This window comes from Bacteroidales bacterium (assembly GCA_026418905.1).
Lineage (GTDB): Bacteria > Bacteroidota > Bacteroidia > Bacteroidales > DTU049 > JAOAAK01.
The window spans coordinates 16,031-41,040 of the sequence record JAOAAK010000020.1 but is presented as its reverse complement, the minus strand read 5'-3'; the positions used below and the strand labels follow the sequence as shown (position 1 = coordinate 41,040).

24 protein-coding genes and 1 tRNA gene are annotated in these 25,010 nt (G+C 36.2%); 15 read left to right on the top strand and 10 right to left on the bottom strand.

Translation table 11 applies throughout. The annotated features are described in order from the left end of the window. The first annotated feature begins 21 nt into the window (after positions 1 to 21). The 4 genes from purH to mreD are packed head-to-tail and all read left to right on the top strand — an operon-like array spanning position 22 to position 3,921. Complete coding sequence (purH, locus tag N2Z72_04345) at positions 22 to 1,530, top strand: bifunctional phosphoribosylaminoimidazolecarboxamide formyltransferase/IMP cyclohydrolase (GenBank protein ID MCX7696908.1); 1,509 nt, start codon at positions 22 to 24, stop codon at positions 1,528 to 1,530. Between the two features lie 11 nt (positions 1,531 to 1,541). Continuing rightward, positions 1,542 to 2,564: a rod shape-determining protein gene (locus N2Z72_04340; protein MCX7696907.1), complete on the top strand. Its 1,023-nt coding sequence runs from the start codon at positions 1,542 to 1,544 to the stop codon at positions 2,562 to 2,564. Positions 2,565 to 2,566: 2 nt separating this feature from the next. Further along, positions 2,567 to 3,400 carry a rod shape-determining protein MreC gene (mreC, locus tag N2Z72_04335; GenBank protein ID MCX7696906.1) on the top strand — a complete coding sequence of 278 codons (834 nt, stop codon included), beginning with the start codon at positions 2,567 to 2,569 and terminating at the stop codon, positions 3,398 to 3,400. Next, positions 3,397 to 3,921 (top strand): rod shape-determining protein MreD, encoded by a 525-nt coding sequence (mreD, locus tag N2Z72_04330; GenBank protein MCX7696905.1) that lies wholly within the window; start codon positions 3,397 to 3,399, stop codon positions 3,919 to 3,921. The genes mreC and mreD overlap by 4 nt, the downstream gene beginning before the upstream one ends. Before the next feature lie 3 nt (positions 3,922 to 3,924). On the opposite strand, the gene N2Z72_04325 is transcribed toward mreD, so the two are convergent. The 9 genes from N2Z72_04325 to N2Z72_04285 all read right to left on the bottom strand — a co-directional run bounded on the left by N2Z72_04325 (position 3,925) and on the right by N2Z72_04285 (position 13,494). Next, positions 3,925 to 5,076, bottom strand: coding sequence for a sodium ion-translocating decarboxylase subunit beta (locus N2Z72_04325; protein MCX7696904.1), 1,152 nt, complete (start codon positions 5,074 to 5,076; stop codon positions 3,925 to 3,927). Positions 5,077 to 5,087: 11 nt separating this feature from the next. Next, on the bottom strand, positions 5,088 to 5,522 hold the full coding sequence (locus N2Z72_04320) for a biotin/lipoyl-binding protein (protein MCX7696903.1): 435 nt from the start codon (positions 5,520 to 5,522) through the stop codon (positions 5,088 to 5,090). Between the two features lie 11 nt (positions 5,523 to 5,533). Further along, positions 5,534 to 6,442 carry an OadG family transporter subunit gene (locus tag N2Z72_04315; protein ID MCX7696902.1) on the bottom strand — a complete coding sequence of 303 codons (909 nt, stop codon included), beginning with the start codon at positions 6,440 to 6,442 and terminating at the stop codon, positions 5,534 to 5,536. Between the two features lie 12 nt (positions 6,443 to 6,454). Then, a complete protein-coding gene (locus N2Z72_04310; GenBank protein MCX7696901.1) occupies positions 6,455 to 8,014 on the bottom strand; it encodes an acyl-CoA carboxylase subunit beta in 1,560 nt (519 codons plus the stop codon). 6 nt (positions 8,015 to 8,020) lie between these two features. After that, on the bottom strand, positions 8,021 to 8,437 hold the full coding sequence (gene mce, locus N2Z72_04305) for a methylmalonyl-CoA epimerase (protein ID MCX7696900.1): 417 nt from the start codon (positions 8,435 to 8,437) through the stop codon (positions 8,021 to 8,023). A gap of 102 nt (positions 8,438 to 8,539) precedes the next feature. After that, entirely contained in the window at positions 8,540 to 9,577 is a 1,038-nt protein-coding gene (locus tag N2Z72_04300; protein MCX7696899.1) for an RluA family pseudouridine synthase, read from the bottom strand. Continuing rightward, the gene (locus N2Z72_04295; GenBank protein ID MCX7696898.1) at positions 9,574 to 11,451 is read right to left on the bottom strand and encodes a T9SS type A sorting domain-containing protein; all 1,878 of its coding nucleotides are present in this window, start codon (positions 11,449 to 11,451) and stop codon (positions 9,574 to 9,576) included. The genes N2Z72_04300 and N2Z72_04295 overlap by 4 nt, the downstream gene beginning before the upstream one ends. Next, a complete protein-coding gene (locus N2Z72_04290; GenBank protein ID MCX7696897.1) occupies positions 11,420 to 12,181 on the bottom strand; it encodes a PASTA domain-containing protein in 762 nt (253 codons plus the stop codon). Before N2Z72_04290 ends, N2Z72_04295 begins: the two co-directional genes overlap by 32 nt. Positions 12,182 to 12,192: 11 nt before the next feature. Next, entirely contained in the window at positions 12,193 to 13,494 is a 1,302-nt protein-coding gene (locus N2Z72_04285; GenBank protein ID MCX7696896.1) for a T9SS type A sorting domain-containing protein, read from the bottom strand. A 37-nt stretch (positions 13,495 to 13,531) separates the two neighbouring features. Here N2Z72_04285 and N2Z72_04280 point away from each other — a divergent pair, with 37 nt between their 5' ends. From N2Z72_04280 to purE, 4 genes are all read left to right on the top strand, one after another. Next, complete coding sequence (locus N2Z72_04280) at positions 13,532 to 14,629, top strand: Nif3-like dinuclear metal center hexameric protein (GenBank protein MCX7696895.1); 1,098 nt, start codon at positions 13,532 to 13,534, stop codon at positions 14,627 to 14,629. 9 nt (positions 14,630 to 14,638) lie between these two features. Further along, positions 14,639 to 15,538, top strand: coding sequence for a C4-type zinc ribbon domain-containing protein (locus N2Z72_04275; protein ID MCX7696894.1), 900 nt, complete (start codon positions 14,639 to 14,641; stop codon positions 15,536 to 15,538). Continuing rightward, complete coding sequence (locus N2Z72_04270; protein ID MCX7696893.1) at positions 15,504 to 16,376, top strand: serine acetyltransferase; 873 nt, start codon at positions 15,504 to 15,506, stop codon at positions 16,374 to 16,376. Before N2Z72_04275 ends, N2Z72_04270 begins: the two co-directional genes overlap by 35 nt. Before the next feature lie 335 nt (positions 16,377 to 16,711). Continuing rightward, on the top strand, positions 16,712 to 17,209 hold the full coding sequence (purE, locus tag N2Z72_04265) for a 5-(carboxyamino)imidazole ribonucleotide mutase (protein ID MCX7696892.1): 498 nt from the start codon (positions 16,712 to 16,714) through the stop codon (positions 17,207 to 17,209). 10 nt (positions 17,210 to 17,219) lie between these two features. Here the strand turns inward: purE and N2Z72_04260 are convergent. Beyond that, positions 17,220 to 17,293 (bottom strand) — tRNA-Asp (locus tag N2Z72_04260). A 117-nt stretch (positions 17,294 to 17,410) separates the two neighbouring features. Here N2Z72_04260 and N2Z72_04255 point away from each other — a divergent pair. The 7 genes from N2Z72_04255 to N2Z72_04225 all read left to right on the top strand — a co-directional run bounded on the left by N2Z72_04255 (position 17,411) and on the right by N2Z72_04225 (position 24,993). Then, positions 17,411 to 18,127, top strand: coding sequence for a MotA/TolQ/ExbB proton channel family protein (locus N2Z72_04255; GenBank protein ID MCX7696891.1), 717 nt, complete (start codon positions 17,411 to 17,413; stop codon positions 18,125 to 18,127). Between the two features lie 15 nt (positions 18,128 to 18,142). After that, entirely contained in the window at positions 18,143 to 18,565 is a 423-nt protein-coding gene (locus tag N2Z72_04250) for a biopolymer transporter ExbD (GenBank protein ID MCX7696890.1), read from the top strand. After that, positions 18,562 to 19,356 carry an energy transducer TonB gene (locus N2Z72_04245; GenBank protein ID MCX7696889.1) on the top strand — a complete coding sequence of 265 codons (795 nt, stop codon included), beginning with the start codon at positions 18,562 to 18,564 and terminating at the stop codon, positions 19,354 to 19,356. The genes N2Z72_04250 and N2Z72_04245 overlap by 4 nt, the downstream gene beginning before the upstream one ends. 85 nt (positions 19,357 to 19,441) lie before the next feature. Further along, positions 19,442 to 19,711 carry an ATP-dependent Clp protease adaptor ClpS gene (locus N2Z72_04240; protein MCX7696888.1) on the top strand — a complete coding sequence of 90 codons (270 nt, stop codon included), beginning with the start codon at positions 19,442 to 19,444 and terminating at the stop codon, positions 19,709 to 19,711. Positions 19,712 to 19,713: 2 nt separating this feature from the next. Continuing rightward, positions 19,714 to 20,181: a hypothetical protein gene (locus N2Z72_04235; GenBank protein ID MCX7696887.1), complete on the top strand. Its 468-nt coding sequence runs from the start codon at positions 19,714 to 19,716 to the stop codon at positions 20,179 to 20,181. A gap of 3 nt (positions 20,182 to 20,184) precedes the next feature. Further along, entirely contained in the window at positions 20,185 to 21,192 is a 1,008-nt protein-coding gene (gene floA, locus N2Z72_04230; GenBank protein MCX7696886.1) for a flotillin-like protein FloA, read from the top strand. Positions 21,193 to 21,261: 69 nt separating this feature from the next. Next, positions 21,262 to 24,993 (top strand): N-acetylmuramoyl-L-alanine amidase, encoded by a 3,732-nt coding sequence (locus tag N2Z72_04225; GenBank protein ID MCX7696885.1) that lies wholly within the window; start codon positions 21,262 to 21,264, stop codon positions 24,991 to 24,993. The last annotated feature ends 17 nt before the right edge of the window (positions 24,994 to 25,010 follow it).

Sequence of the window (25,010 nt, the reverse complement as noted above, 5' to 3'; positions counted from 1 at the left end):
TTGCAGTGAATTATATCAATTATGCTAGAAGAACGAACAATTAAAAGAATTTTTCTTTCGTGGTTCGATAAGAAAGCTTTATTATCTGTCCTTCCTGAACTTCGTCAGTTTGAAGGAGAAATCATAGCTTCGGATGGGACAGCTCAATTCTTACGAGAACATGGAATTCTTTGTACCTCTGTTTCTGAGTGGACTGGCTATCCGGCTATGTTGGATGGGCGAGTTAAAACTCTGCATCCACTTGTTTTTGGAAGTATTCTTGCCAGAAACGATTTCCTACCCGATAGTCAAGATATAGTCGACCACAATTTAAAACCGTTTGACTTAGTTTGCGTACAATTATATCCATTTGCAGAATATCTTAAACTAGGAAAAGATGAAGATGCATTAATCGAAAAAATTGATATTGGAGGTGTATCTCTTATTCGTGCTGCTGCGAAGAATTATAAATATGTTGTCGTAATTTCATCGGAAGATCAATTACCAGTCTTGCGTGATATTTTGCGAAAGAAAGTTACAACTTATGAGGAACGAAGAAAGCTTGCATATGAATCTTTTTTCAACACGTTCAAATATGATGCTTGCATTGCTAATTGGCTAGGCCGATTTGAATGCGAAAATTTTGTTGTATTGGGAAATCCTATGAGGTTACGTTATGGTGAAAATCCAGATCAGGAAGGTTACTTTTATGGAGATTTAACTCGATATTTCGATATTTTGCAAGGAAAAGAATTGTCATATAATAATTTACTTGATATTTCTTCGGCGCTTTCTTTGTTGCAAGAATTTGAGGAACCAGTGTCGGTGGTGGTCAAGCATGGTAATCCATGTGGGGTAGCTTCTCGAAAATCTCATGAAAAAAGTCTACAACGAGCTATAGCTAGTGATCCTATTTCTGCCTTTGGGGGGATCATCGCAACCAATGATCAGGTAGAAAGGCAGGATGCAGAATTTTTATCGCAAATGTTTTATGAAGTGCTTTTAGCACCATCTTTTACACCAGATGCTCTTGAAGTATTGTCCGCTAAGCAAAGCAGGATTTTGATTAAGATAAAGTCGTTTCCTGAGATAGATCGTGTTTTAAGGCAAATCAATCTAGGTTACCTATTGCAAACAAAACAGAAAATAAATTTTGAAGAATGGGAATATGTTTCTGGGTATGAACTAGAAGATCAGCAATTAGCTGATGCTAAATTTGGAGTTAAAGTGGTTCAACATTTATTATCCAATGCCATTGTAATAGTGAAAGACCAGCAATTAATTGGTGCTGGAATGGGGCAACCTAATCGGGTTGATGCAGTTCGTCATGCTATTGAGAAGGCTAAACGTTTTGGTTTTGATCTCAATGGCGGTATTCTGGTTAGTGACGGTTTTTTCCCTTTTACTGATAGTCTTGAACTTGCTTATCAAGAAGGTATTAAGGCAGTTATCGAACCAGGTGGAAGTATCCGAGACAAAGAAATTATTCAATTTTGTAAAGAAAAAACAATTTCTCTTATTTTTACACATCAAAGGTACTTTAAACATTAAAAAAGGGTTATATGGGAATTTTCAATTTTTTCGTTCGTGAAATTGCCATGGATCTTGGAACAGCTAACACCATCATTATACATAATGATAAAATTGTGGTGGATGAACCTTCCATTGTAGCTATTGACAGACAAACAGACAAAGTTATTGCTGTGGGCAAGACTGCTATGATGATGCATGGTAAAACACATGAAAACATTAAAACTATACGTCCGTTGCGAGATGGAGTTATTGCTGATTTCAAGGTGGCTGAGTACATGATGAGAGAAATGATAAACAAAATATATAAGCGTAAGCCACTTTTTCCACCAGCTTTGAAAATGGTGATTAGTATCCCAAGTGGGATAACTGAAGTAGAGACTCGTGCTGTAAGAGATTCGGCAGAGCAAGCTGGAGCTCGTGAAGTTCGTCTGATTTATGAACCTATGGCAGCTGCCATAGGTATAGGTCTCAATGTCATGGAGCCAACAGGTAACATGATTATTGACATTGGAGGAGGTACTAGTGAAATTGCCATTATAGCTTTAGGAGGTATCGTAAGTAACAAAAGTATTCGTATTGCAGGTGATGATTTTAATGCTGACATAGAAGAATACATGCGTAAGGCACATAACCTTAGTATCGGTGAAAGAACGGCTGAACGCGTCAAGATCGAAGTTGGCGCAGCTATTCCTGACATTGATAACCCTCCCCCTAAGTTCCCCGTCCAGGGAAGACATCTTCTGACAGGAATACCTAAAGAAGTGATGGTTAGCCATCATGAAATTGCTGAAGCTCTAGATAAAACAATTCTAAAAATAGAAACGGCTATTCTTAATGCCCTTGAAAATACGCCTCCTGAGCTTTCTGCTGATATTTTAAAAACAGGAATTTACCTGACAGGAGGTGGATCACTTCTAAGAGGTCTTGACAAAAGGATATCAGAAAAGACAAAATTAAAAGTTCATAGAGTAGAAGATCCCTTGCATGCAGTTGCTCGTGGAGCAGCTATTGCATTGAAAAATTTTGATAATTTCCCCTTTTTGCTTAAATAGTAATGAGAAATCTATGGTTGTTTTTACAACGAATTAAGCATATTTTATTATTTCTTTTTTTAGAAGTTTTGTCTTTGCTCATGCTTTACGAAAATTCATTGTATCAACGAACACTTCTTTTTAATTCTTTTGTAGCCATCGAAGGTCAAATATCTTATCTTCGTGAAAGTATCGTGGGATATTTTTATTTAAAACAGGAAAACGAACAACTCAAAAAAGAAAATGCATATTTACGTTCTCTGCTAAAAACATCATATTTGATTTCTTACCAAGCAAGTTTTCAGAAAAATGATACACTCTATAGGCAACGGTTTCGATTTGTTCCTGCAACAGTAATCCGTAGTACAACTCAATATAAAGATAATTACATCACGATAGACAAAGGAACTAATCAGGGTGTAGCAAAAGGACAAGGTGTTTTCTCACCAACCGGCATTGTAGGAGTTGTTGAAGAGGTGACTCCTAACTATGCCCTTGTACGTTCGTTTTTAAATAGTCGTTTTTTTGTCAGTGCTCAAATCAAAGGTAAGCCCTCTGTCGGTACAGCATCATGGAGTGGAAAACATTATTCATATGGTATTTTACAAGATATTCCCTTACACGTGAAACCATTGGTAGGTGATTCCGTGATTACTAGTCCTTATTCAGATATATTTCCAGCCGGATTACTCATCGGCACCATTGAAAAAATTGATATTGATGAGTCTAATTCTTTTTATCTTTTGGAATTTAAGCTGGCTGTGGATTTTGGAAACCTGTCGATTGTTTATGTGGTGACCGACTTATTAAAAGAAGAAATTAACCAATTGCATAAATTTACAAACATAAGTCAATGAAATTAGAGAGATTTTATGAATTTCTTTGGCGTTCATTATTTATATTATTTTTTCAAATTTTTGTTCTCAATTATTACACTTGGCATCAGTCATATACTTCATTTGCATATATCATGATTTTGTTGATTTTGCCACTTCCTTTGCCATGGTATGCGGGGCTGTTAGTGGGATTCTTTTTAGGATTAATGGAGGATATCTTTACCACCAAACAAGGCCTTCATGCTGCAGCACTCACGTTTATCTCTTTTATTAGGCCATCCGTACTTCAGCTTTTTTCAAGAATGGAAGTTTTTGCTGAAGGATCTTTGGTTGATAGCAAATTGCTTGGTTGGAGAAAATGGTTGGGTTATGTGCTTTTAATGACCTTGATATATAGCACAGTGTTGTATTTTTTACAATATTTCAGTTTTCGTTTTCAATTTACGATCCTCAAAGACATAATTTTTTGTACGATTATTACCATGTTTTTTATTATAAGTTTTGAAATGATATTTCTGATTATTAAGAAAAAAGCTAAGTAAAATTTAGTACAAAAAAGAAAGTAAGATACCTGCAGCAACGGCACTTCCCACCACGCCTGCGACATTGGGTCCCATAGCATGCATGAGGAGATGATTGTTTTTATCGTATTGCAATCCGATGATTTCAGATACCCTAGCACTATCGGGGACGGCCGAGACACCAGCATTACCTATCAGAGGATTAATTTTGTTGCCTTCTTTTAGAAAAAGATTGAAGAACTTACAGAAAAGAACTCCACCTGCCGTAGCAATAATGAACGAGATGGCACCCAATGTAAAAATTCCAATCGATTTGGTTGTGAGAAAATTAGTTGCTTGTGTTGATGCTCCAACTGTCAAGCCTATCATAATTGTGACTATATCGATCAAAGGCCCACGGGCAGTTTCTGCCAAACGTCGAGTAACACCACTCTCTTTGAGTAAATTTCCAAAAAAGAGCATCCCTAGCAATGGTAAACCAGAGGGTATGATAAAAGCAGTAATCAACAATCCAATAATTGGGAAAAGTATTTTTTCTGTTTGAGAAACAGCACGCGGAGGTTTCATTCGAATAAGACGTTCTTTTTTCGTAGTTAAAAGACGCATAATAGGTGGTTGGATCACGGGTACAAGTGCCATATAGGAATAAGCCGAAATGGCAATAGCACCCATCAAATCTGGAGCCAACTTAGATGAAAGAAATATAGCAGTTGGGCCATCTGCTCCACCAATGATTCCAATAGCAGCTGCTTCCTGAGGCGAAAAGCCAACGAGAAGTGCAAAAACATATGCTCCAAAAATGCCTAATTGAGCTGCAGCACCAATTAAAAATAATCTGGGATTAGAAATCAATGCTGAAAAATCAGTCATAGCTCCAATGCCTAGAAAAATGAGAGGAGGATAAATTCCTTGAATGACACCAAAATACAAGTAATTTAAAACACTCCCTGTTTCATATATACCTATTTTCAGACCTGGATAAAATGGAATATTTCCTATAATGATTCCAAATCCGATAGGTACTAAAAGTAAAGGTTCATAGTGCTTTTTAATGGCAATGTAAATAAAAAATAACCCCACGATAATCATTACCATGTGCCCAATAGTGAAGTTGGCAAAAGCCGTATATTGAAAAAATTGCTCAATCTTCTCAATGACAAACTGACCAAAATTCATAATATTATGTTTTAAGTTTCAAGTTCAATTAAAATATCACCTTCGAGAACATTATCACCTTTTTTTACTTTGATTGCTTTTACTTTGCCACTTTTATCAGCGTAGATGACGTTTTCCATTTTCATAGCTTCAATAGTAATGATTTTCTGACCCATCGAAACATTATCATTTTCTTTAACATGCACTTCTAATATGACACCAGGTAAAGGTGATTTAATCGCGCCGCCCAGAGACGGTGGTGATGTTTTTTTGGTTTGGTTAGCAATGTCAGTATTAGGTATGGTTGCTCCTTGAACAAGTTTTGGAGTTTTTGCTTCGTAAATTTCTTTTTCCAACACTACTTGATAAGGAATACCATTTACTTGGACCAACAAATTTTTTCCTTCCGCTTCTTCAATTTCTACTTCGTATTTATTTCCATGAATCTGAAATGAAAATTTTTTCATGTTTTCCCTCCTTAGCCTTGATTTCGATTTGTATTAAATCGACGATATGTTTTATTGGGTAATTGTCGTAAAGTATAAATTTTTGAGCTCCATGGTGAGTAAGGTTTGCTTATTTTTTTTATCGTTAGGATAGTTGATTCTTGATCATGAAGTTGTAACTGATATTGATAAATTGCTGCTGCTATTGCAGCAATTGTTTCGCTGCTTAATTCAATAGTATCTTCAATTTCATCTTTGTTATTTTTACTTGTCTTTTTGAGTTTTATCGGAATGTGTATGGAGCGGGAAAAGTATTTTCCTGTATAGGAAAATATCAAAGTTAATAGAATTAATGCAAAAAAAACTACAGACATAGCTATGATAGTAACAGCAAAACCATAAGGGTCATGAGTAGAGAAAATTTCATTTGTCTTGCTTCTTAATTCATGTTGGTTTAATTGACCAGGGGTGAATATATTGCTTTTTTGCCAATTACCATTTCCATCTGGGATTCGTGCCAAGACCTCGTCAGGGTAGACAAATGAAAAAGAAATTGAATCAATAATTGTTTTACCATCTGTGCCGGTTAAATAAAGACTACCCTTTGGCTTAAGTAGAAAATTGGTATGAAAAATACCAAAATGATCATTACTATCGAGAAAAAAAACAACCACCCCTTGTGGAGGTAGAATCATTTTATTATTTGCCGGAATTTGATATTTTTTTAAGTTGTTTTTATCGTTTGAAAGGTACATTCCAGAAATGTTCACAGTTCCAAATCCAGTATTAATAAGTTCACACCATGGTTGATGTCTTCCAAATTCATCAATAATAGATGATTTGTTAATTCCCATAATTTCATTGATTCGTACGTCTTCCTGTTTTTGTGAAAAAACAGGAAAGTAAAGCATGAGAGCAAGAAATAATAGATAGTTTTTCATTTCAATATAGTTTTAAAGGGGCAAGTTACTATGTTTTTTAGGGGGTAATGTTTGTTTCTTGGTTGAGAGAGATTGCAGAGCTCTTACGATCCGAAAACGAGTATTTCTTGGTTCAATAATATCGTCGATATAACCATAGCGAGCAGCTTGGTAAGGAGAAGCAAATTTTTCACGGTATTCACGTTCTTTTTCTTCAATGAATTTACGGCGTTCTTCTTCATCAGTAATTTGAGCAAGCCTTTTAGCTTCTATAATTTCTACAGCTCCACGAGCACCCATAACAGCAATTTCTGCTGTTGGCCAGGCATAGTTGATATCTGTTCTTAGCTGTTTTGATCCCATAACATCATGAGCTCCGCCATAAGACTTACGTAGTGTCACAGTAATTTTAGGAACAGTGGCTTCTCCATATGCATAAAGTAATTTAGCTCCGTGAATGATAATTCCGTTGTATTCTTGTTGTGTCCCAGGCATGAAACCAGGAACATCTACTAATGTCACGATGGGAATGTTAAAGGCGTCACAAAAGCGAACAAAACGTGCTGCTTTTCTGCTTGCATCGCAATCCAAAACTCCTGCCAAATAGTTTGGCTGATTTGCAACAATGCCGACAGTCATACCACCCATTCTTGCAAAACCGACTACAATATTAGGAGCATAAAGCTGATGAACTTCGAGAAATTCATGATTGTCAACAATAGAAAGGATGATTTTTTTAACATCATATGGTTTATTAGGATTTTCTGGAATGATATAGTTTAACTCATCGTCTAGTCTGTCAATAGGATCATCTGTGGGAATAAAAGGTGGATCTTCGAGGTTATTAGAAGGTAAATAGCTTAAAAGTTTACGCACGAGTAATATGCCATCTTCTTCAGTTTCAGTAACAAAATGAGCTACTCCTGATTTGGCAGCATGAATCATGGCCCCTCCTAATTCTTCTTCTGTGACAACTTCACCTGTAACAACTTTAACTACTTTCGGTCCAGTTACGAACATGTAGCTGTTGCGTTTGCTCATGATGATAAAATCAGTAAGGGCAGGAGAATATACTGCACCTCCAGCACAAGGGCCATAAATCAGTGATATTTGAGGGACTACACCTGATGCTAAAATATTCCGCTCGAAGATTTCAGCATAACCTCCAAGGCTTCTTACACCTTCTTGAATTCGAGCACCTCCAGAATCATTAAAACCTATGATCGGAGCACCAACACGCAAAGCATGATCCATGATCTTACAAATTTTATTTGCATATGTTTCTGAAAGTGAACCTCCGAATACAGTGAAATCTTGACTGTAAAGATACACAAGTCTCCCATCGATTGTTCCGTAACCGGTAACTACTCCGTCGGATAAAATTCTTTGTTTCTCCATTCCAAAGTCATGGCAACGATGGGATACAAACATGTCGAATTCTTCGAAGGATCCTTCATCTAACAACATATGTATGCGTTCACGTGCAGTGTATTTACCTTTAGCGTGTTGAGCTTCGATTTTCTCTTTTCCACCCCCTAAACGAGCTAGTTCTCGCTTTTCAAGTAATTCCCTAATTTTATCTTCTATCGACATATGATTTTACTTGTTTTTGTTCTTATTTTCACACAGTTCTATCAAAACACCACCTGTTGATTTGGGATGTAAAAAAGCAATATCGAGGTTTTCAGCGCCTTTCCTTGGTTTTTCATCAATAAGTACAATTCCAGTCTCTTTTAACCTTTGTAATTGATTTTCAATTTCATCAGTAGCAAATGCAATATGGTGAATGCCTTCGCCTTTTTTTTCGATAAATTTAGCAATAGGTCCATCGGGGTCGGTGCTTTCAAGTAATTCAATTTTTGTTTGCCCCACTAAGAAAAAAGCTGTTTTAACTTTCTGGTCAGCAACCTCTTCTATGGCGTAACAAGTTATGCCTAATAAATTTTCATAAAACTTGATACTCTCTTCGAGGTTTTTAACGGCAATCCCTATGTGTTCAATATGAGAAATTTTCATAATCCTGTCGTTTCTACAAAACTATGATATTCGCAAAAATTATTTGAAATCTTTTTTAAAAAAAACAAATGATTGTTGTTATTAAAAAAATTGATACATGTTTTAGGTGTTTATGTATGCATGGATCTTGTTAATCAACATTTGAAAATCAGGAGGTAAACTGGAGCTAAACAGAAGGTTTTGATTTAAGATAGGGTGAAAAAAACCTAATTCCTTAGCATGTAAAGCCTGTCGTGGAAAAAACGAAAACAAATTCGATATAAATTGTTTGAATTTTGGTCGTGTGCTATGGATAATAATCTCATTACCTCCGTACAGAGGATCTCCAAACAGGGGATGTTTAATTGATGCGAAATGAGCTCGAATTTGATGTGTTCTGCCTGTAGCAAGTTGGCACTCGACTAAAGTCATAAAATCAAAACGTTCCAGCACGCGAAAAAATGTTTTTGAATACTTTCCTTTGTTTTCGTCTGCATGAAGGATGATTTTTCTTCTATCTTTAGGGTTACGACTTAAATAACCTTCAATAACTCCTTCGTTTGTATCGATATTGCCCCAAATAAGTGCAATGTATTTGCGCTGAATGCTGTGTTCAAAAAACTGTCTCGCCAGATGAGTCTGAACATATTCATCTTTAGCTACAACTATTAATCCTGAAGTATCCTTATCAATACGATGCACGAGATAGGGTTGTGCATGGGTTTCTCCATGTTGTTCAAAATGATAGAGCAAGGCATGAAGTAGTGTTTGATCGTAATTATTATAGCCTGGATGGACGACCATACCTGGTTTTTTATTAACAATGATCAACCATCGATCTTCATATATCATATCGATAGGTATATTTTGAGGAAAAATTTTTATATCGACAGGTGGGCGAGGTAATAGAACTCTGATAACATCGTGGGGTTTAACGAGATAATTAGATTTGATAGGATGATCATTGACAAGTATAGCTTCAGCCTTAATGGCGTGCTGAATCTTGCTACGACTAACGTAAGGAAGTCTTTGAGTTAAATATTTATCGATTCGAAAAGGCTCTTGACCAGGATCTACCACTATGCGATAATGTTCATACAAATCGCTCGTAAAATCTTCGCTATCAGCAAGATTTTCTGTTGTTAATGTTAGATCGTTCATTGAATGATAATCTGTTGATAATATTCAGCAGAAGAAGTCTTAATTTTCATCAAATAAAATCCAGGTGTCATTTCTGTAGGTATAAAAACTTTATTTTCACAAGAAGTTGATTCGTAAAGTAATTTTCCATCCAGATTGTATAAGAAAATTTTGGTTGGTTCCTGCAGGTTCAGAAAAAGGTAATTACCTCTTGGACAAGGGTGAGGAAATAAAAGAGGTTGCGATTCGAGAACATTGGAAGAGACATAAGGTTCAGAACTTTGACCAACAACAGCTCTAATCATGGGAACACCATTATAAAGAGAGTTATACCATGTACCATTTACATTGAAAAATAAACGATTATTGTTTGGCGTGTTGAGATCAAATCCTATGTTAATCGATTCATCTAAGTGTTGTCGTATTCCAATGTATATTTTTCCTTGAATAACAACCGGTTCGTCCAGAACATAATTGATGTATTGGTATCCATCGTAAATTGGTTCAAGATAAGTTTTTTGATATATAATATTTCCTGGAAAACCATTTTCATCCTTACGAATAACAAGATCAAAAAATGGTATTTCAGACGGTTCAAAAAAGACTGGATTAAAAAACAGTAAAATTGCCCTCAAAGTGTCAGGCTTGTATAAAGTAAATTGTAGGGTGAACTCTCCATTGGCAACCGAAAGACCATAACCAGCTTCGGCACTTCCATCATCAATAGCAAAAAAATTATAAAATCGTTGGTATATGGTAATGGTATCATTGGATTGGAATGAATCTGCAATGGTATTGGTATTAATGCAAAATTGAATCTTAAAATCAACATTTTTTGTTTTAGTAGAACTTAGAGTAAAAGGAATGGGTTGACGATAAAAAGCAGTATCTTTGTATGGAAAAAGATTGTTGGCGAGTAAAGGGGATATGAAATTGGTTCCATTTCCGGAAAGTTCTTTTGCCTTGATGAGTTCTGATACATTAAGAATTTGTGAAGAGTGATTTTTGTAGGGTAGGGAAATAGATGTTTTTATTGCACTTGGGGAATTCAAGAATTGATTCCATGGCATAGACGTATAATCTTTGAGGATGGTAATCATGTCAGTTTTAAAAGCCAAATCAGCTGGTAAGGAGTCATGTATGGTTCGTTGAGAGTTCAAATAAATAGCGTCAATAAGCCAATAGTCACCGTTGCTTGACCATGTAGGAAATTGATTGTTAGCGTAACTAGCATAATTTTTAAATTTAAATTGAAAATTATGGCGGTAATATGTAGTGTCAATGATAGGAATTATCACATATGCCCAGCCAGTAGGATATTCTTGAATGAATTGTTGAAAAGATCGTCCCGCTGAAGCCCATACTCTATTCCATGTGTTAAGCGTTGGATTGAAAAATTCAAGTATTAATGAATCATTTTGATCAGGGGCTTCACCAATCCCTTGTGGCTGATAGAAAAAACTAAAATAAATACTATCGGCAGGCGTTGTCTTGTGAGGAATTCCAATAAAAATGGAATCAAGTCGTATGGGTCTGGAAAGTAGCGAATCGGCTAAGAAGTGATAAGTGTTCCCGTGAGCGTATATTTCGCCTCTTTCATTTAAAGCATCAAAAAGTAAAGTTCCAACAGTTGGAGGATTAATGGCAAAAGTTCTGTTCACAAAGCTGGTGCTAGCAGAGAATTTGGAAGAATCAACGTTTCCATAAGTACTGGAAAAATCTTCATAAAAAGGCAATTTAATCGGATTAGATTTAGTTGAAGAACAGAATGAATGGGGTGGGAAAACATGACAAGATGAAATTATTTCTTGAGAAATCATTGAAAAAGAAATCGTAAGCAAAAGAAGTAGAGGAAAGAATTTACTATTCATACCAAAGGTCAATTTCTGTTCCATAGTCGACTTTTTGAGATTGTCCGGGTTTTTGTTTTACCACACGATATTGATCGTCGTTTTTAATTTCATTGTTCAGGAAAACTTCTTTTCCCACACTGAGGCCACATGAACTAATTTTTTCGAGTGCTTTTGTTCTTGATAGACCGATTAGTTTGGGAACAATGATTTCTTCCTCAGAATCCACACTTCTACTTCCGTTTCCTACTACCAAATCAACTTTTGAACCTTTGGGAATGGGAGCTCCCCATGCAATGACGTTTCCCTTATACTTAGCTCGAATGACTGTTCTGCCAATATCAGGTACATATTCTATTTTACCTATTTTAAGACCGTAAGTTTTTAAAATAGCTTGTGATTCTCGCAAGGATAAATCAATCAGATTGGGCATCTTTGTCATTTCAGGCGAAAAAGAAATAATGGTAAGATATATTTTGCGTCCCTTTTTTACGAATGAGCCCGGTGAAGGAATTTGCGAAACAACTGTTCCAGGATTTTTATCGTTATTATAGACGGAATCTATCACCTCAAATTGAAAATGCCTAAATTCTTTATTGACTTGAAGTTCAACGATATTCATTCCCGTAAAATCAGGAACTTCAAGTTTTTCTCCGTGAAATGTAATGAAACGTAAGAAAATTTGGATTAATAAAACAAGTATGAAAGTAATAAAAAGCATAAGCAAAGTATGCTTCCAGAAGTATTTTTTAGTGATTAAACTAAAAAAAGACATACTTTGAAAATCTATTCTTTTACGATTACAAAATTATGTACTTCATTGTTATTTTTGATTTTTACAATATAAATGGCTGGTTTTAAGTGATTGAGGTCTATTTGTGGATTTGATATAATTTCTTCGTGCATGAGTTTGCCTGCTAAGTTGTAAATTGAAAGAGTACCATAAAGTCCCTGTAAGTAAAGATAGCTTGAAAAAGGATTTGGATACACGGCAATGTCTTCATATTCTTGAATACTTGTGGTAATTTGTTGTATATCTGTATCGAAGCGTGGTAAAACTTTATACTGAGAATAACTGTAGTATATAACTCCTTTAATATTATAATGAGCATTTAGAGAGGGAGAAAAAGCATAAAGAACGTCATCGACTAGAAGTGTGTCCATTCCATCGCCTACAGTCCACATGCCATAACCAGCATTGGTATTAATACATACAACGTTATTGAGTTGAACGAGGACAGATTCAAAAGCTTCAGTGTTACCTTGTGCAGGTGTAATATTAGTGTATTTCAGAGAATTACCAGAACTAAGGACTTGGTAAATAGAAATATTTTTCATTTCAGTCAGATCGTAATATTCTTCTACCAGTCCTACGATTTCGATGCTGTCCCCTAAAGTAGGTGAATGATTAGGATCATAAATATACAAGCCAGAATAAGGACCTGAGCCATTTTGAATCCAATATCCTTTAGTTGGATATACGGCAGTTACTACTCCTCGAGTTTTAACTACTTGACCTGCATAAGGGCTACTTCCTGAAGTATTTGTTGTATATTGAATGTTTTGAACAGAAACTTCTGGAGCATTTGCTACTTGAACGTAGAAAGAGTCAACTTGAATGTCACCGAGAGAATTATTGGTATTTCTCACAGAGATGATAAATTCAGCTACAGTAGACGTAGTATCAGCCGTGAGCATGGCTGTTATTTTTGTCCAGTTACTAGCATTGTTTAATGTTGTGTAAGAAGAATATTGATTTTGCGAAGCATTGCCATCGTATAAACCCACACGCACATCTCCACCCCCTCTTGCATAGAAAGTGATTTTATATGTTTCTCCTGCATTGATCGAAAGTGACTTGGTTGTAAACCTTTTATGTGTGCTCGAAGAATTGACAAGCTTAACAGCAAAATTACCTTCCAAGGCTCCGGATGTAACTTGAATAATGTTAGCACTTCCGATGTTTGTCTGAACTCCATTCCACTGATCAGGAATTCCACCAGTCCATGATTCAAAACCTGAATAAAAAACTTGTGAGTTCAAACTAAAAATGACTACACATGTCAAAATAAAACCAGATTTTTTCATAAAACATATTTTTGTAAAAGCAAAATTAAGAAATGTCATGAAATTTACGATTAAAGAATTTTTAATCAATCTTGAACAATTCATTCCTGTCAGTTGGCAAGAAAATTACGATAACTCGGGTCTACAGATAGGCGATACTTCTCTTGAACTCAAAGGAGTGGTTTTATGTGTAGATGTAGACATGAATGTATTGCAATTTGCTCATGAAAATGATGCAAATTTGGTGATTTCACATCATCCTTTGTTTTTTCATCCTCTCAGGAACATTCCTCTTGAGTCGGAGTATGGAAAAATTATTTCATATTGCATAACACATCAAATCTGCGTTTTTACCCTCCATACAAATCTGGATAAGAGTCGATATGGAGTAAATTTTTCCATTGCAGAAGCTCTTGGTTTGGAGAATGTTCAAATTTTAGAGCCTGAAAGAAAGAAATTGCGCAAACTCGTCACTTTTTGTCCACATGATTACGTCGAAAAAGTCAGAGAGGCTATTTTTAAAGCTGGAGCAGGAGTCATAGGAAATTATGACTCATGTAGTTACAACGTCGAAGGTTACGGGACATTCAGAGGTAACGAACAAACCAATCCTTTTGTCGGAAACAAAGGTCAGCTCCATAAAGAACCTGAGACTAGAGTTGAAACGATTTATCCTGTTGATCTTGAAGATAAAATTCTTGAGGCACTATTTGCTGCGCATCCGTATGAAGAAGTTGCATACGACATCTACCCACTCGAAAATAACTGGCCACAGGTAGGCTTAGGAGTTGCAGGAATGCTTCCTGTTCCATTACCTCCAGAGGAATTATTAAAAAAGGTAAAAGATGTGTTTGACATGCCCATTTTACGTTTTGTTGTTGGTAATTCTTCTCGTATTCATAAAGTTGCTCTTTGTGGTGGATCAGGCATAGGTTTGCTTAGGCAAGCATTGAAGCTAGGCGCCGATGCATTCATCACATCAGATATTAGATATCATGATTTTATTGATGCTTACGAAAAAATTTGGTTAATTGATGCAGGTCACTATGAAATGGAATATGTTGGATTGAAAAAATTGTTTAATTTAATTTCCAAATTCTCTAATTTTGCAAACGTAAAAATGTATAAGAAACAAAACAAAGTTCAATATTTTTAATGTACAATTATGGCTACATCGAAAAAATCTACAAAAACTTCTTCCAAAGATAAAAAAGAAAAAGAAAAGAAAGCAACATTGGATACGTTATCATCAGCAGAGATTAAAAAGACTGAACAAGTTATTCAGGATCCAGTTGAAAAAGCTGTTATCAACAAACTTGTTGCTTTGTATACTCTTCAAAATATAGATACCCAGATTGATAAAATACGAATCATTCGAGGCGAGTTACCTCTGGAAGTTCAAGATCTTCGGGATAGCATTGATGGTCTAAAAACAAGATTAAATAATTTTATTGAAGAAATCTCTGAAAAAGAAAAATTCATCAATCATAACAAGCAATCTATTGAACAATCTCGACTGTTAATTGAGAAATATAATGAAGATCTAAAAAAAATACGCAATAACAGGGAGTATGAATCTATTTCGAAGGAAATTGAATATCAGCAACTGGAGATTGAACTTTTCGAAAAACATATTCGCGAAGCAAAGTCTAGAATTGAACAAATAAAATTTGAAATAGAAGAGGTTAAAAAAGAAATAGCCTCGAAAGAAGAAATTCTTGTGGAAAAAGAAGCAGAACTACAAGAAATTATCAAAGAAACAGAAAAAGAAGAAAAATTTTTGCTCGAACTTAGAGAAAAAGCATGGGATAATCTTGACGACAGATATAAAATAGCATACCAACGAATTCGTTCGAGCGTAAAAAATGGATTGGCAGTTGTGAAAATTGAAAGAGATGCTTGTGGTGGGTGTTTTAACAAGATACCACCTCAAAGACAATTGGAAATTAACATGCATAAAAAAATAATGATTTGTGAATATTGTGGTAGAATCCTAGTTGATAACGAAATTGCTGAAAAAGTGAAATTAGATGAACTACTTGCAGCAGCTGATAAAGAAGCTTAATCGAATAGATAGTACATATCCTTTTATTCAAAAGTGTTCATCGGGTATATTCCCACAATGGAAAGAAGTTGATGAATTTGTCAGCACCTGCAAACAAATCCTTTTTCCTACTTATTTTTCGACAGATATTGTAAAATCCGTTGCTTTGAATGATTTTTTGTTGTCGAAGTTACTTGAAGCCAAAAGCAATCTGATGGTCTTACTTAAGAAATCATTTTGTTATGGGTGTGATGATCACGGCTTAAATAATGACGAGTATGATGAAAAACTTTTTTCAAAATTATTGATGGAAGTTGAGGTTTTTTTGGATTCTCTGCCTACTATTAAGGAAATGCTTATAACAGATGCACATGCAACTTTTCTTGGTGACCCAGCTGCTAAAAATCATGGAGAGGTTATCCTATGCTATCCAGGTTTCCTTGCCATGATGCATTATAGGATAGCACATCAACTGTACGTCCAGAATGTTCCTATTCTCCCACGAATGATGACCGAACTTGCTCATTCCAAAACTGGAATTGATATACACCCAGGTGCAACGATAGGACCATATTTTGCTATGGATCATGGCACTGGTATTGTAATAGGTGAGACAACGATAATAGGTGAAAATGTCAAAATATACCAAGGTGTAACATTAGGTGCTAAAAGCTTTCCTTTGGATGAAAATGGAAATCCTGTCAAAGGTATACCTCGCCACCCCATAGTAGAAGACAATGTCATCATTTATGCTAATGCTACTATTTTGGGAAGAGTTCGAATTGGTCAAAATTCTATCATTGGAGGAAACACATGGATAACAACGGACGTTCCCCCTAATTCAAAAGTAACTATCTGATCTTCTTTTAATTCAGGTTTAAGAGTCCATATTTGACATCTTATATTCTGATGGCAATATTTTGATTTTTGCAGAATATAACCATGCCAAAGATAAACCTTATGTTATCAGATTTGAATTTCAAGTAGTAGATAACTTTCTTTTTTTTCAGAAAAATATTAAGAGCGATACGAACAATAAAATGTGATGATTTTTTTTTAAGATTTATGATATAGGGTAAAGGCATTAAATATGAATCAGTATAGTAACTTTTATTTTAAACAACAACAACACAAAAGGATTTTGTGTAAAACATATTTATTATTTTTTTTACATTTGAGCAAAATTTTACGCTTATGGGTAAGAAAGTTAGCATTTTAATGGGTTCAGATTCAGATTTGTCGATCATGAGACAAGCAGCAGAAATGTTGGAAAATTTTGGTATTCCTTACGAATTGCAAATTCTTTCGGCACATCGAGCGCCAAAGCGACTTTTCGAATTTGCATCCGATGCCCATAAAAGAGGTATTGGAGTGATTATCGCTGGAGCAGGAGGAGCTGCACATTTACCAGGTGTTATTGCTGCGCTTACACCTTTGCCTGTAATAGGTGTACCTATTAAGTCGAGCATTTCTATGGATGGATGGGATTCTGTGCTTTCTATTCTTCAGATGCCAAGCGGAATACCAGTTGCAACCGTGGCTTTGAACAATGCTAAAAATGCTGCCATTTTAGCAACTCAAATACTTGGTGTTTCCGATTCTGAAATTCAACAAAAAATCATTGCTTACAAAGAGAAACTTGAAAAAGAGGTTGTTGAGAAAAACGAAAAATTACAAGAAGGAAAGCTTTAAAAAATTTAAGCGGTCCGGACGGGGCTCGAACCCGCGACCTCATGCGTGACAGGCATGCATTCTAACCAACTGAACTACCGGACCGTTTTGCAGTGCAAATATATAATTTTTTTTAAAAAAACAACAAAACACGAAAAAAATAATTTTCATAAAAAAATCGTTATCAAATAAACTGTTATTTTTGTGTAAATTTCAAAAATTATGAATCTGCTAGTTCTTCTAGATGTTGTGGTAAATAAGACAAACAATGTGGTAAGTGATACCGCTAATGTTGTTCAAACTTCACAGGGGTATGATACCCTTTCGTATTGGGAGTTGACCCTCAAGGGAGGGCCGATCATGATCGTACTAGGTATTTTGCTAATTTTGGTTTTGTATATATTCTTTGAAAGGTACTTTGTAACCAATAAAGCAGGTAAAGAAGATCAGGGATTTATGATGAACATTAAGCAATTTATTAAAGATGGGAAAATAGATACCGCTCTTGCCATGTGTCGTGCTAGTAACACACCTCTTTCTCGGATGATAGAAAAAGGGGTTTCTCGCATCGGAAGGCCCCTTGAAGATATTGCTGCAGCTATTGAAAATGTGGGAAAACTAGAAGTAGCTAAGCTAGAAAAAAGCGTAGCTTTTCTCTCAACAATTGCCAGTGTGGCTCCTTCCATTGGCTTTTTGGGTACGGTTACAGGCATGATAAATGCTTTCTATAACCTTTCAAAATCTGGAAACAACATCGACATTTCCATGCTTTCGGGAGGTATCTATGAAGCTATGGTGACAACTGTAGGTGGTCTTATTGTGGGCATTCTAGCAAGCTTGGCTTACAATATAATTGTGGGAAGAATTGAAAAAATTGTTTTTATCTTGGAAGCTCGTGCTACAGAATTTATGGATATATTAAATGAACCTATTTCATAATAAAATGTAGTGCCTATGAATCTGCGTATGCGAAACAGAAGAGGGATTGACGTAAATAGCGCTTCTATGAGTGATTTAGTTTTTCTGTTATTGATTTTTTTTATGTTGACTTCTACTTTAATTAGCCCTAATGCAATTAAACTTTTGCTGCCAAGCAGTAAAAGTGAACGAGTTATGGCACCTAAACGAGCTGTAAATGTGTATATCGATGCAAAATATCAATATTATATCGAAAATATTCCAGTGGATGAAAAAGGTTTGAAAAGTGGAATTGTCAACGCTCTTGCTGGGCAAACGGATGCCTCCGTGGTTCTCAGAACTGATGCAACTGTACCTATTCAGTTTGCTGTCAACGTGATTGATATAGTCAACAACATTAATAAAGTAAATAATACAACCCATAAGGTAATATTAGCAACCAGACCTGATAAACCATGAAAATGTCGAGCGAGCAATATAAGTCGGCAGGTTTGACAGCACTTATAACAGTGTTGATCATAGTGCTCCTTTTCTTAATGGCTTTCAGAACTCCTTTGCCATTACCCGAGGAGCAAGGGGTAGTGATCGAAGTAGGAGGGGGAGGTGGTGGAGGAAGTGAAAGTAGTTCGACAGCTATTGATAATCCGGAGGAATATAAACTTCCCTCGAATCCAAAACCACTCGAACAAATTTTGACGCAAAATACCGAACCTGTAGATTATGTTGTTCCTGAAAATCGACAACCTACCACGACTGAGCGAGTGGAAGAAAATAATGTTAGCAATCCAACATCACAATCTACTTCACAAGAAAATCAGCAAAACACCCAGATTGATGAACGTTTGAAAAATTATGCTTGGGGACAAGGAAAAGGTAGCGGAAAAGGGAGTAATGGCGGAGGTGGTGGTACTGGAAGCGGACCAGGAAGTGGTGGTGGAGCAGGTGGGGGAGTAGGAACTGGTACTGGAGGCGGAACCGGTCCTTCGTATTCTCTGGTTGGCAGGAGTGTAAGAAATTTACCATTACCGTCCTATGATGAGGAAGAACAGGGGATTGTGGTTGTTACTATATGGGTTGACAGAGATGGTAACGTTACTCGTGCAGAACCTGGTGCAGTGGGAACAACAGCAAAACCAGGTCCTCTTTGGGATCTTGCTAAGGAGGCAGCACTTAAGGCCAGATTTAACAAAGACGAAGATGCACCCGAAATTCAAAGAGGAACCATTACGTATAGATTTATACGAAAATAATACTTTGAATATATTAAAACAATATCTTTTATAAATTTTTTTTGATTAAGTAAAAAGTTTTATTTTTGTAAAACAATTTCGAAACGTGGTAATTGAAAAAAGAAAAAAGCTCGAACAAAATCAAGATAAAGAAGCGATCAGATCATTATATCTAATCAATGACAACGTCAATACGTTTGAATATGTCTTAGAATGTTTGATGAGTATTTTTGAATTTTCGGAGGAACAAGCATATCAAATTACTTTAATCACTCATTTGAGAGGTACATGCATCTTAAAAACAGGTTCGCCTGAGTTGCTAAGTCAATATCAAGAAGAATTAAGATCATGTAACCTCAGTTCTAAAATTGAATGATCATGACATGGACGGCTATCATTTTTTTGATCGTACTTGGGATGTTGTTGCTCATTCTGGAATTTTTGATTTTGCCAGGTTTTGTAGCAGGTATACTAGGTGCTATATCGATTTTAATTGGTGTTTATCAGTCTTATAAAGTATACGGAACTGAAGCTGGCCATATTACGCTGATTTCTACACTTGTGGCTTTTGTTGTACTTATGTATTTTGTCATGAAATCAAAAACGTGGAATAGAATTGCTTTGAATAATGCTATTGACAGCAAAGTTAATGAGGTTAACAATGTTGTCGAGGTGGGAGACATTGGTGTTACGGTTTCGAAATTAACTCCTTCTGGTAAAGCTCTAATTCGTAATGAAATCATGGAAGTTCACTCCTCTGGCGAGTTTGTTGAAAAAAATGTTTCTGTTAAGATTGTCAAGATTGAAGGATATAAAATTTATGTAGAACCATTAAAAAAAGAGTAAAAAATGGAAGTTTTATTCATTTTATTGAAATCTGAAACTGGTCCCATTCTTTTGATGATTCTGGGAATTCTGGTGTTGTTGTGGTTGTTTTTTTATTTAATTCCTATTGGGCTGTGGTTCAATGCTTTAATTTCTGGTGTTCGAATTTCTCTGATTCAGCTTATTTTAATGAGATGGCGTAAAGTGCCACCTCGTGTAATTGTGGATGCCATGATTACGTCGTGGAAGGCTGGGATTAAATTAAATAGAGATGAACTAGAGGCTCATTACCTGGCGGGGGGTCGTGTTAAGAATGTGGTTCGAGCTCTTATATCAGCGGATAAAGCAAATATTCCACTTGATTTTAAGGCTGCTGCTGCTATTGATTTGGCGGGTCGTGATGTTTTTGAAGCAGTGCAGATGAGTGTAAATCCAAAAGTGATCAGTACTCCAGCGGTGACGGCGGTGGCAAAGGATGGTATTCAGTTGATAGTTTTTGCTCGAATTACTGTACGTGCCAATATTAAACAGCTGGTTGGTGGGGCTGGTGAGGAAACCATCATTGCCCGGGTTGGTGAAGGTATAGTTACAGCTATTGGTAGCAGTGAAAACCATAAAGAAGTGATGGAGAATCCGGATAAAATATCCAAGGTAGTTCTAGCTCGTGGACTTGATGCTGGAACGGCTTTCGAGATTCTCTCCATTGATATTGCAGACATTAATGTAGGTAAGAACATTGGAGCTATTCTTCAGATGGATCAAGCTCAAGCAGATAAGAATATTGCTCAAGCTAAAGCAGAAGAGCGTAGAGCTATGGCAGTTGCCCTTGAGCAAGAAATGAAAGCAGAAGCACAACGTGCACGTGCCAAGGTGATCGAAGCCGAAGCTGAGATTCCGAAAGCCATCGCAGAAGCTTTCAGAACGGGCAATCTTGGCATTATGGATTATTATCGTCTTAAAAACATTCAAGCGGATACAACTATGCGTGAATCCATTGCCCGGCCAGGGCAACAAGATAGCTCCCAACAATAATTAAAGCAGCCTTCGGGCTGCTTTTTTGTTTTATTTGTTTATATATGATATCTTTGAAAAAAGAAATGTATGAAGATCCTTTTAGTATTTTCGTTTTTCTTGAGCTTTGTGTTCGTACGTGGTCAAGTCTTAGAAATATCCCCATCACAATCTAAGAAAAATCAAAATGTTGAAGTTCAAATTAACGATTTTAAATTAACTCAAGAAGGGGGATATTATTTTAAACTTGCTTCACCCATCTCTTTTAATAGCTTTGGAATAGGTTGGCGATGTTTTTCATATGAAGTTGAGAGAAATGAATTTTTACTTACTTACAGAGTCCACAAAAAAGAAGGAAAATGGGATTTCTGGAAAAATGCTGATGCATTCGTGACTCCTGAAGAAACTCCCACAGGTCTATTTTGGACTGATCTTCTTTTTGGTATAGATATGGGCGAGCACGACAGCATTGAAGCCATACTTTATGCACCTGTCAGATGCAAAATTGAAGAAATTCGAATTTCATTTCAATTTGTTCCCGAGAGTAATTACGAGGATCGTGGTTTGCTTCATCCATCACCCGAGGATCATCCCAAGTCCTGTCCTGCTTTTCCTTCTTACATTGGTCGATCAGGCTGGTGTGGAAGTAATAATGCATGTTTAAATCCCACATATACTATCACTTACATCAATCCGACTCATACGGTAGTTCATCATGGTGCATCACCAAATACCTATACGGATGGAGCAGCTGTGGTATACAGCTATTGGAATTATCATGTAAACACACTTGGTTGGAGCGACATTGGTTACAACTATCTATTTGACAAGTATGGTAATATGTATCAGGGACGTCATAATCCAAACTACTTGAATCCTTCCAATTATAGAGACGTAAAAGGTGCACATGCAGGTGCATCTAACTCATATTCCATAGGAATTAATTTCCTTGGTAATGCAGATGTAACTGTCCCTACGGCAGTTCAACTTGATAAATGTGCACAATTTCTTGCTTGGTGGTATCATCATTACGGATTTGATCCCACTTCCTCAGCAAGTATTGTTTTGCAAAGCGGAGGAACAGGTACTGTTAAGCGTATTTGTGGTCATAGAGATGTAAATGTCGGAGGAACGACATGCCCGGGAGATACTCTCTATAATAAGCTCTCGTTCATTCGCACGGAAACAAAAAACAAAATTCTTGCTTGTTCGCAACCTTCCGACAATATTCCTCCTGCTACTACCATCAACATAGATGGAAATGTATTGAATGATTGGCGTGGAAATGATTTTTGGGTAGAATTTGACGACTATGACAACCCTGGGGGTTCTGGAATTGATACGTCATTTTTTCAAGTCATTGAATATAACGGTACTGAATGGCGATGTAATGCTCAGCATGGTATGTTCAATGATAACTTCAATGGACCAACCATACATCCAGATTGGACTATTGTTTCGGGTAATTGGTCGATTGACAATGGTCGGCTAAAACAAAGTGATGAAAGTCTTACCAATCCTAACATTTATGCATCTTTAACTCAAACTTCTCAACACGTTTACCTCTATCAATATGCTGGTCGTATAGAAGGTACTGGCACTAATCGTAGATTCGGCTTTTTCTTTTTTGCTTCGGATGCTACGCAAACTTATCGTGGAAATGCTTATATGGTGTATTTCAGGGCTGATGGTGACAATGTTGAAATATATAAAAGTACCAACAATTCCATCAGTGGAATTTTAGCTCAAGGAACTTATGTCATCGATCCCAACGTGTGGTATGACTTCAAGGTAACCTACAATCCATCCACCGGTACCATTAAAGTGTATGTCAATAATACGTTTGTTGTTTCATGGACAGATCCTAATCCTCTAACATCAGGCAATTATATTTCTCTTCGGACTGGTGGTTGCATTGGTATTTATGATGATTTTAAAGTACGCGTATCTCGAGATCATTTAGAATTCATTACTGTGGGAAGCCAGTCTAATAAAATGATTCGTTATCAAAGTCCAACAAAAAGTCAAGAAGCTTGCAGAATCAATACAGTTGTTTTGGATAAAGCAAAAAATTGGTCAAACGTAGTCATAAAAAACGTTAAAATTGATTGGACAAGACCAACCACTCAATTTTCTGTATCAGGATGGCAAACATCTGATTTTATTGTAAATTTTCAAGATTCTGATAATGTCAATGGGAGTGGAGTTTCTAGAAGATTTTACCAAGCAAGATGCTGGAATGGAAACAAATGGACTGCTAATTCTCAAGCAGGTTTCATTTACGATGACATTAACTCTTCATCTTTGTCTTCGTGGACTGTTCAGACGGGTACGTGGATTATTAATAATGGCGATACTTTAGTTCAGACAGATGAATCTTTATCAAATACCAATATCTGGACTTATTTAAAACAGGATCTCAGTAATCGTTACCTTTACGAATTTGACATGAAAATAGAAGGAAGTGGCACCAACATACGTGCAGGTTTTCATTATATGAGTGATTCTGCATCATTGACAAATCGGGGAAACTCCTATTTTGTTTGGTTTAGGATCAAACCTGCTACTCAAGAGAAATATCTCGAGTTTTATAAAGTATATAACGACGTATTCGAACAAGTAAAGGTACTTCCGTGTAATATTCAACTTGGAAAATGGTATAATGTGAAAATTATTTTTGATCGCATCACCGGCGAAACTTTTGTTTATCTCGATGATGTTCTTGTGGGCGAGTGGAAAGATGATGCGCCATTTTCTACTGGAAAATACATATCGTTTCGTAGTGGCAACAGCCGTCTTAGTATCAACAACGTGAAAGTTTACCGGACACGCTATCCTCAAGTGACCATTAGTACACAGGGTAATGGTGCTCATATACTTTATGATAATATAAATCCATCTACACCTGGTGCTAAAATTGTTTCACTGGTAACGGACAGTGCTCATAATATATCTTTAGCTTTTGAATGTTTAGTTAACGTGGATTTAACATCTCCTGTTTTTAGTTGGGTTCGCGATGGGATTAATATCGATGTGGATACGTTGTATGATAGTCAGGTATACTCTGCTAGTTGGGAAGCTCAAGATCCAAATTCAGGTATCAGTCAGTATTGGTTTGCTTTAGGAACTGCTCCAGGTTTGGATGATGTCATTACATGGGCTTCAACTGGAACCTTGACTCAAATTACCATACCTTTACCATCGCTCGTTTATGGCCAGCGTTATTATGCTAGCATAAGGGCTCTAAACGGTGCAGGGAAAGATTCGTATGCCTATTCAGATGGTTTCGTATACTGGACACAAAACCTTCCTCAGGCTGCTTTTCATCCTGATCAAGATACAGTTTTTTTGCCCAATGCTACAGTTACTTTCATCAACGAAAGTCAAAATGCTACCACTTTTTTATGGGATTTTGGTGATGGTCAAACTTCTACTCAGGTAAATCCTGTCCATACTTATACTACAAGTGGTTCGTATACTGTATCCCTCATAGCATCTAATTCACCTTTGCCTTCTGATACACTTGTGGTGCCCCAATGCGTAACAGTTTTAAATTCTTCATTTGTGAGTGAATTTGAAATGGGAATTTATATCTACCCTATACCCTTTGAACATGAACTTTCGATTCGTTTCGAAAAACCATTCTCTGGTAAAGTGAGCCTTTATGATATGATAGGCCAAATAGTCTTTCAGGATGTAATTGACAACAGGGAATTGGTTCAGGTGAAGCAACTTGCATCTTTGAGTGAAGGACAATACATGTTGCTTCTTCAATCGTCATCGGGCGATTATACACGCGTTTTAATCCAAAAAATCAAATAAAGTTTTATCTGCCAGAA

Coding starts and splice junctions, on each gene's coding strand:
- purH (MCX7696908.1), top strand. CDS start 22: ATGCTAGAAGAACGAACAATTAAAAGAATTTTTCTTTCGTGGTTCGAT.
- N2Z72_04340 (MCX7696907.1), top strand. CDS start 1,542: ATGGGAATTTTCAATTTTTTCGTTCGTGAAATTGCCATGGATCTTGGA.
- mreC (MCX7696906.1), top strand. CDS start 2,567: ATGAGAAATCTATGGTTGTTTTTACAACGAATTAAGCATATTTTATTA.
- mreD (MCX7696905.1), top strand. CDS start 3,397: ATGAAATTAGAGAGATTTTATGAATTTCTTTGGCGTTCATTATTTATA.
- N2Z72_04325 (MCX7696904.1), bottom strand. CDS start 5,076: ATGAATTTTGGTCAGTTTGTCATTGAGAAGATTGAGCAATTTTTTCAA.
- N2Z72_04320 (MCX7696903.1), bottom strand. CDS start 5,522: ATGAAAAAATTTTCATTTCAGATTCATGGAAATAAATACGAAGTAGAA.
- N2Z72_04315 (MCX7696902.1), bottom strand. CDS start 6,442: ATGAAAAACTATCTATTATTTCTTGCTCTCATGCTTTACTTTCCTGTT.
- N2Z72_04310 (MCX7696901.1), bottom strand. CDS start 8,014: ATGTCGATAGAAGATAAAATTAGGGAATTACTTGAAAAGCGAGAACTA.
- mce (MCX7696900.1), bottom strand. CDS start 8,437: ATGAAAATTTCTCATATTGAACACATAGGGATTGCCGTTAAAAACCTC.
- N2Z72_04300 (MCX7696899.1), bottom strand. CDS start 9,577: ATGAACGATCTAACATTAACAACAGAAAATCTTGCTGATAGCGAAGAT.
- N2Z72_04295 (MCX7696898.1), bottom strand. CDS start 11,451: ATGGAACAGAAATTGACCTTTGGTATGAATAGTAAATTCTTTCCTCTA.
- N2Z72_04290 (MCX7696897.1), bottom strand. CDS start 12,181: ATGTCTTTTTTTAGTTTAATCACTAAAAAATACTTCTGGAAGCATACT.
- N2Z72_04285 (MCX7696896.1), bottom strand. CDS start 13,494: ATGAAAAAATCTGGTTTTATTTTGACATGTGTAGTCATTTTTAGTTTG.
- N2Z72_04280 (MCX7696895.1), top strand. CDS start 13,532: ATGAAATTTACGATTAAAGAATTTTTAATCAATCTTGAACAATTCATT.
- N2Z72_04275 (MCX7696894.1), top strand. CDS start 14,639: ATGGCTACATCGAAAAAATCTACAAAAACTTCTTCCAAAGATAAAAAA.
- N2Z72_04270 (MCX7696893.1), top strand. CDS start 15,504: ATGAACTACTTGCAGCAGCTGATAAAGAAGCTTAATCGAATAGATAGT.
- purE (MCX7696892.1), top strand. CDS start 16,712: ATGGGTAAGAAAGTTAGCATTTTAATGGGTTCAGATTCAGATTTGTCG.
- N2Z72_04255 (MCX7696891.1), top strand. CDS start 17,411: ATGAATCTGCTAGTTCTTCTAGATGTTGTGGTAAATAAGACAAACAAT.
- N2Z72_04250 (MCX7696890.1), top strand. CDS start 18,143: ATGAATCTGCGTATGCGAAACAGAAGAGGGATTGACGTAAATAGCGCT.
- N2Z72_04245 (MCX7696889.1), top strand. CDS start 18,562: ATGAAAATGTCGAGCGAGCAATATAAGTCGGCAGGTTTGACAGCACTT.
- N2Z72_04235 (MCX7696887.1), top strand. CDS start 19,714: ATGACATGGACGGCTATCATTTTTTTGATCGTACTTGGGATGTTGTTG.
- floA (MCX7696886.1), top strand. CDS start 20,185: ATGGAAGTTTTATTCATTTTATTGAAATCTGAAACTGGTCCCATTCTT.
- N2Z72_04225 (MCX7696885.1), top strand. CDS start 21,262: ATGAAGATCCTTTTAGTATTTTCGTTTTTCTTGAGCTTTGTGTTCGTA.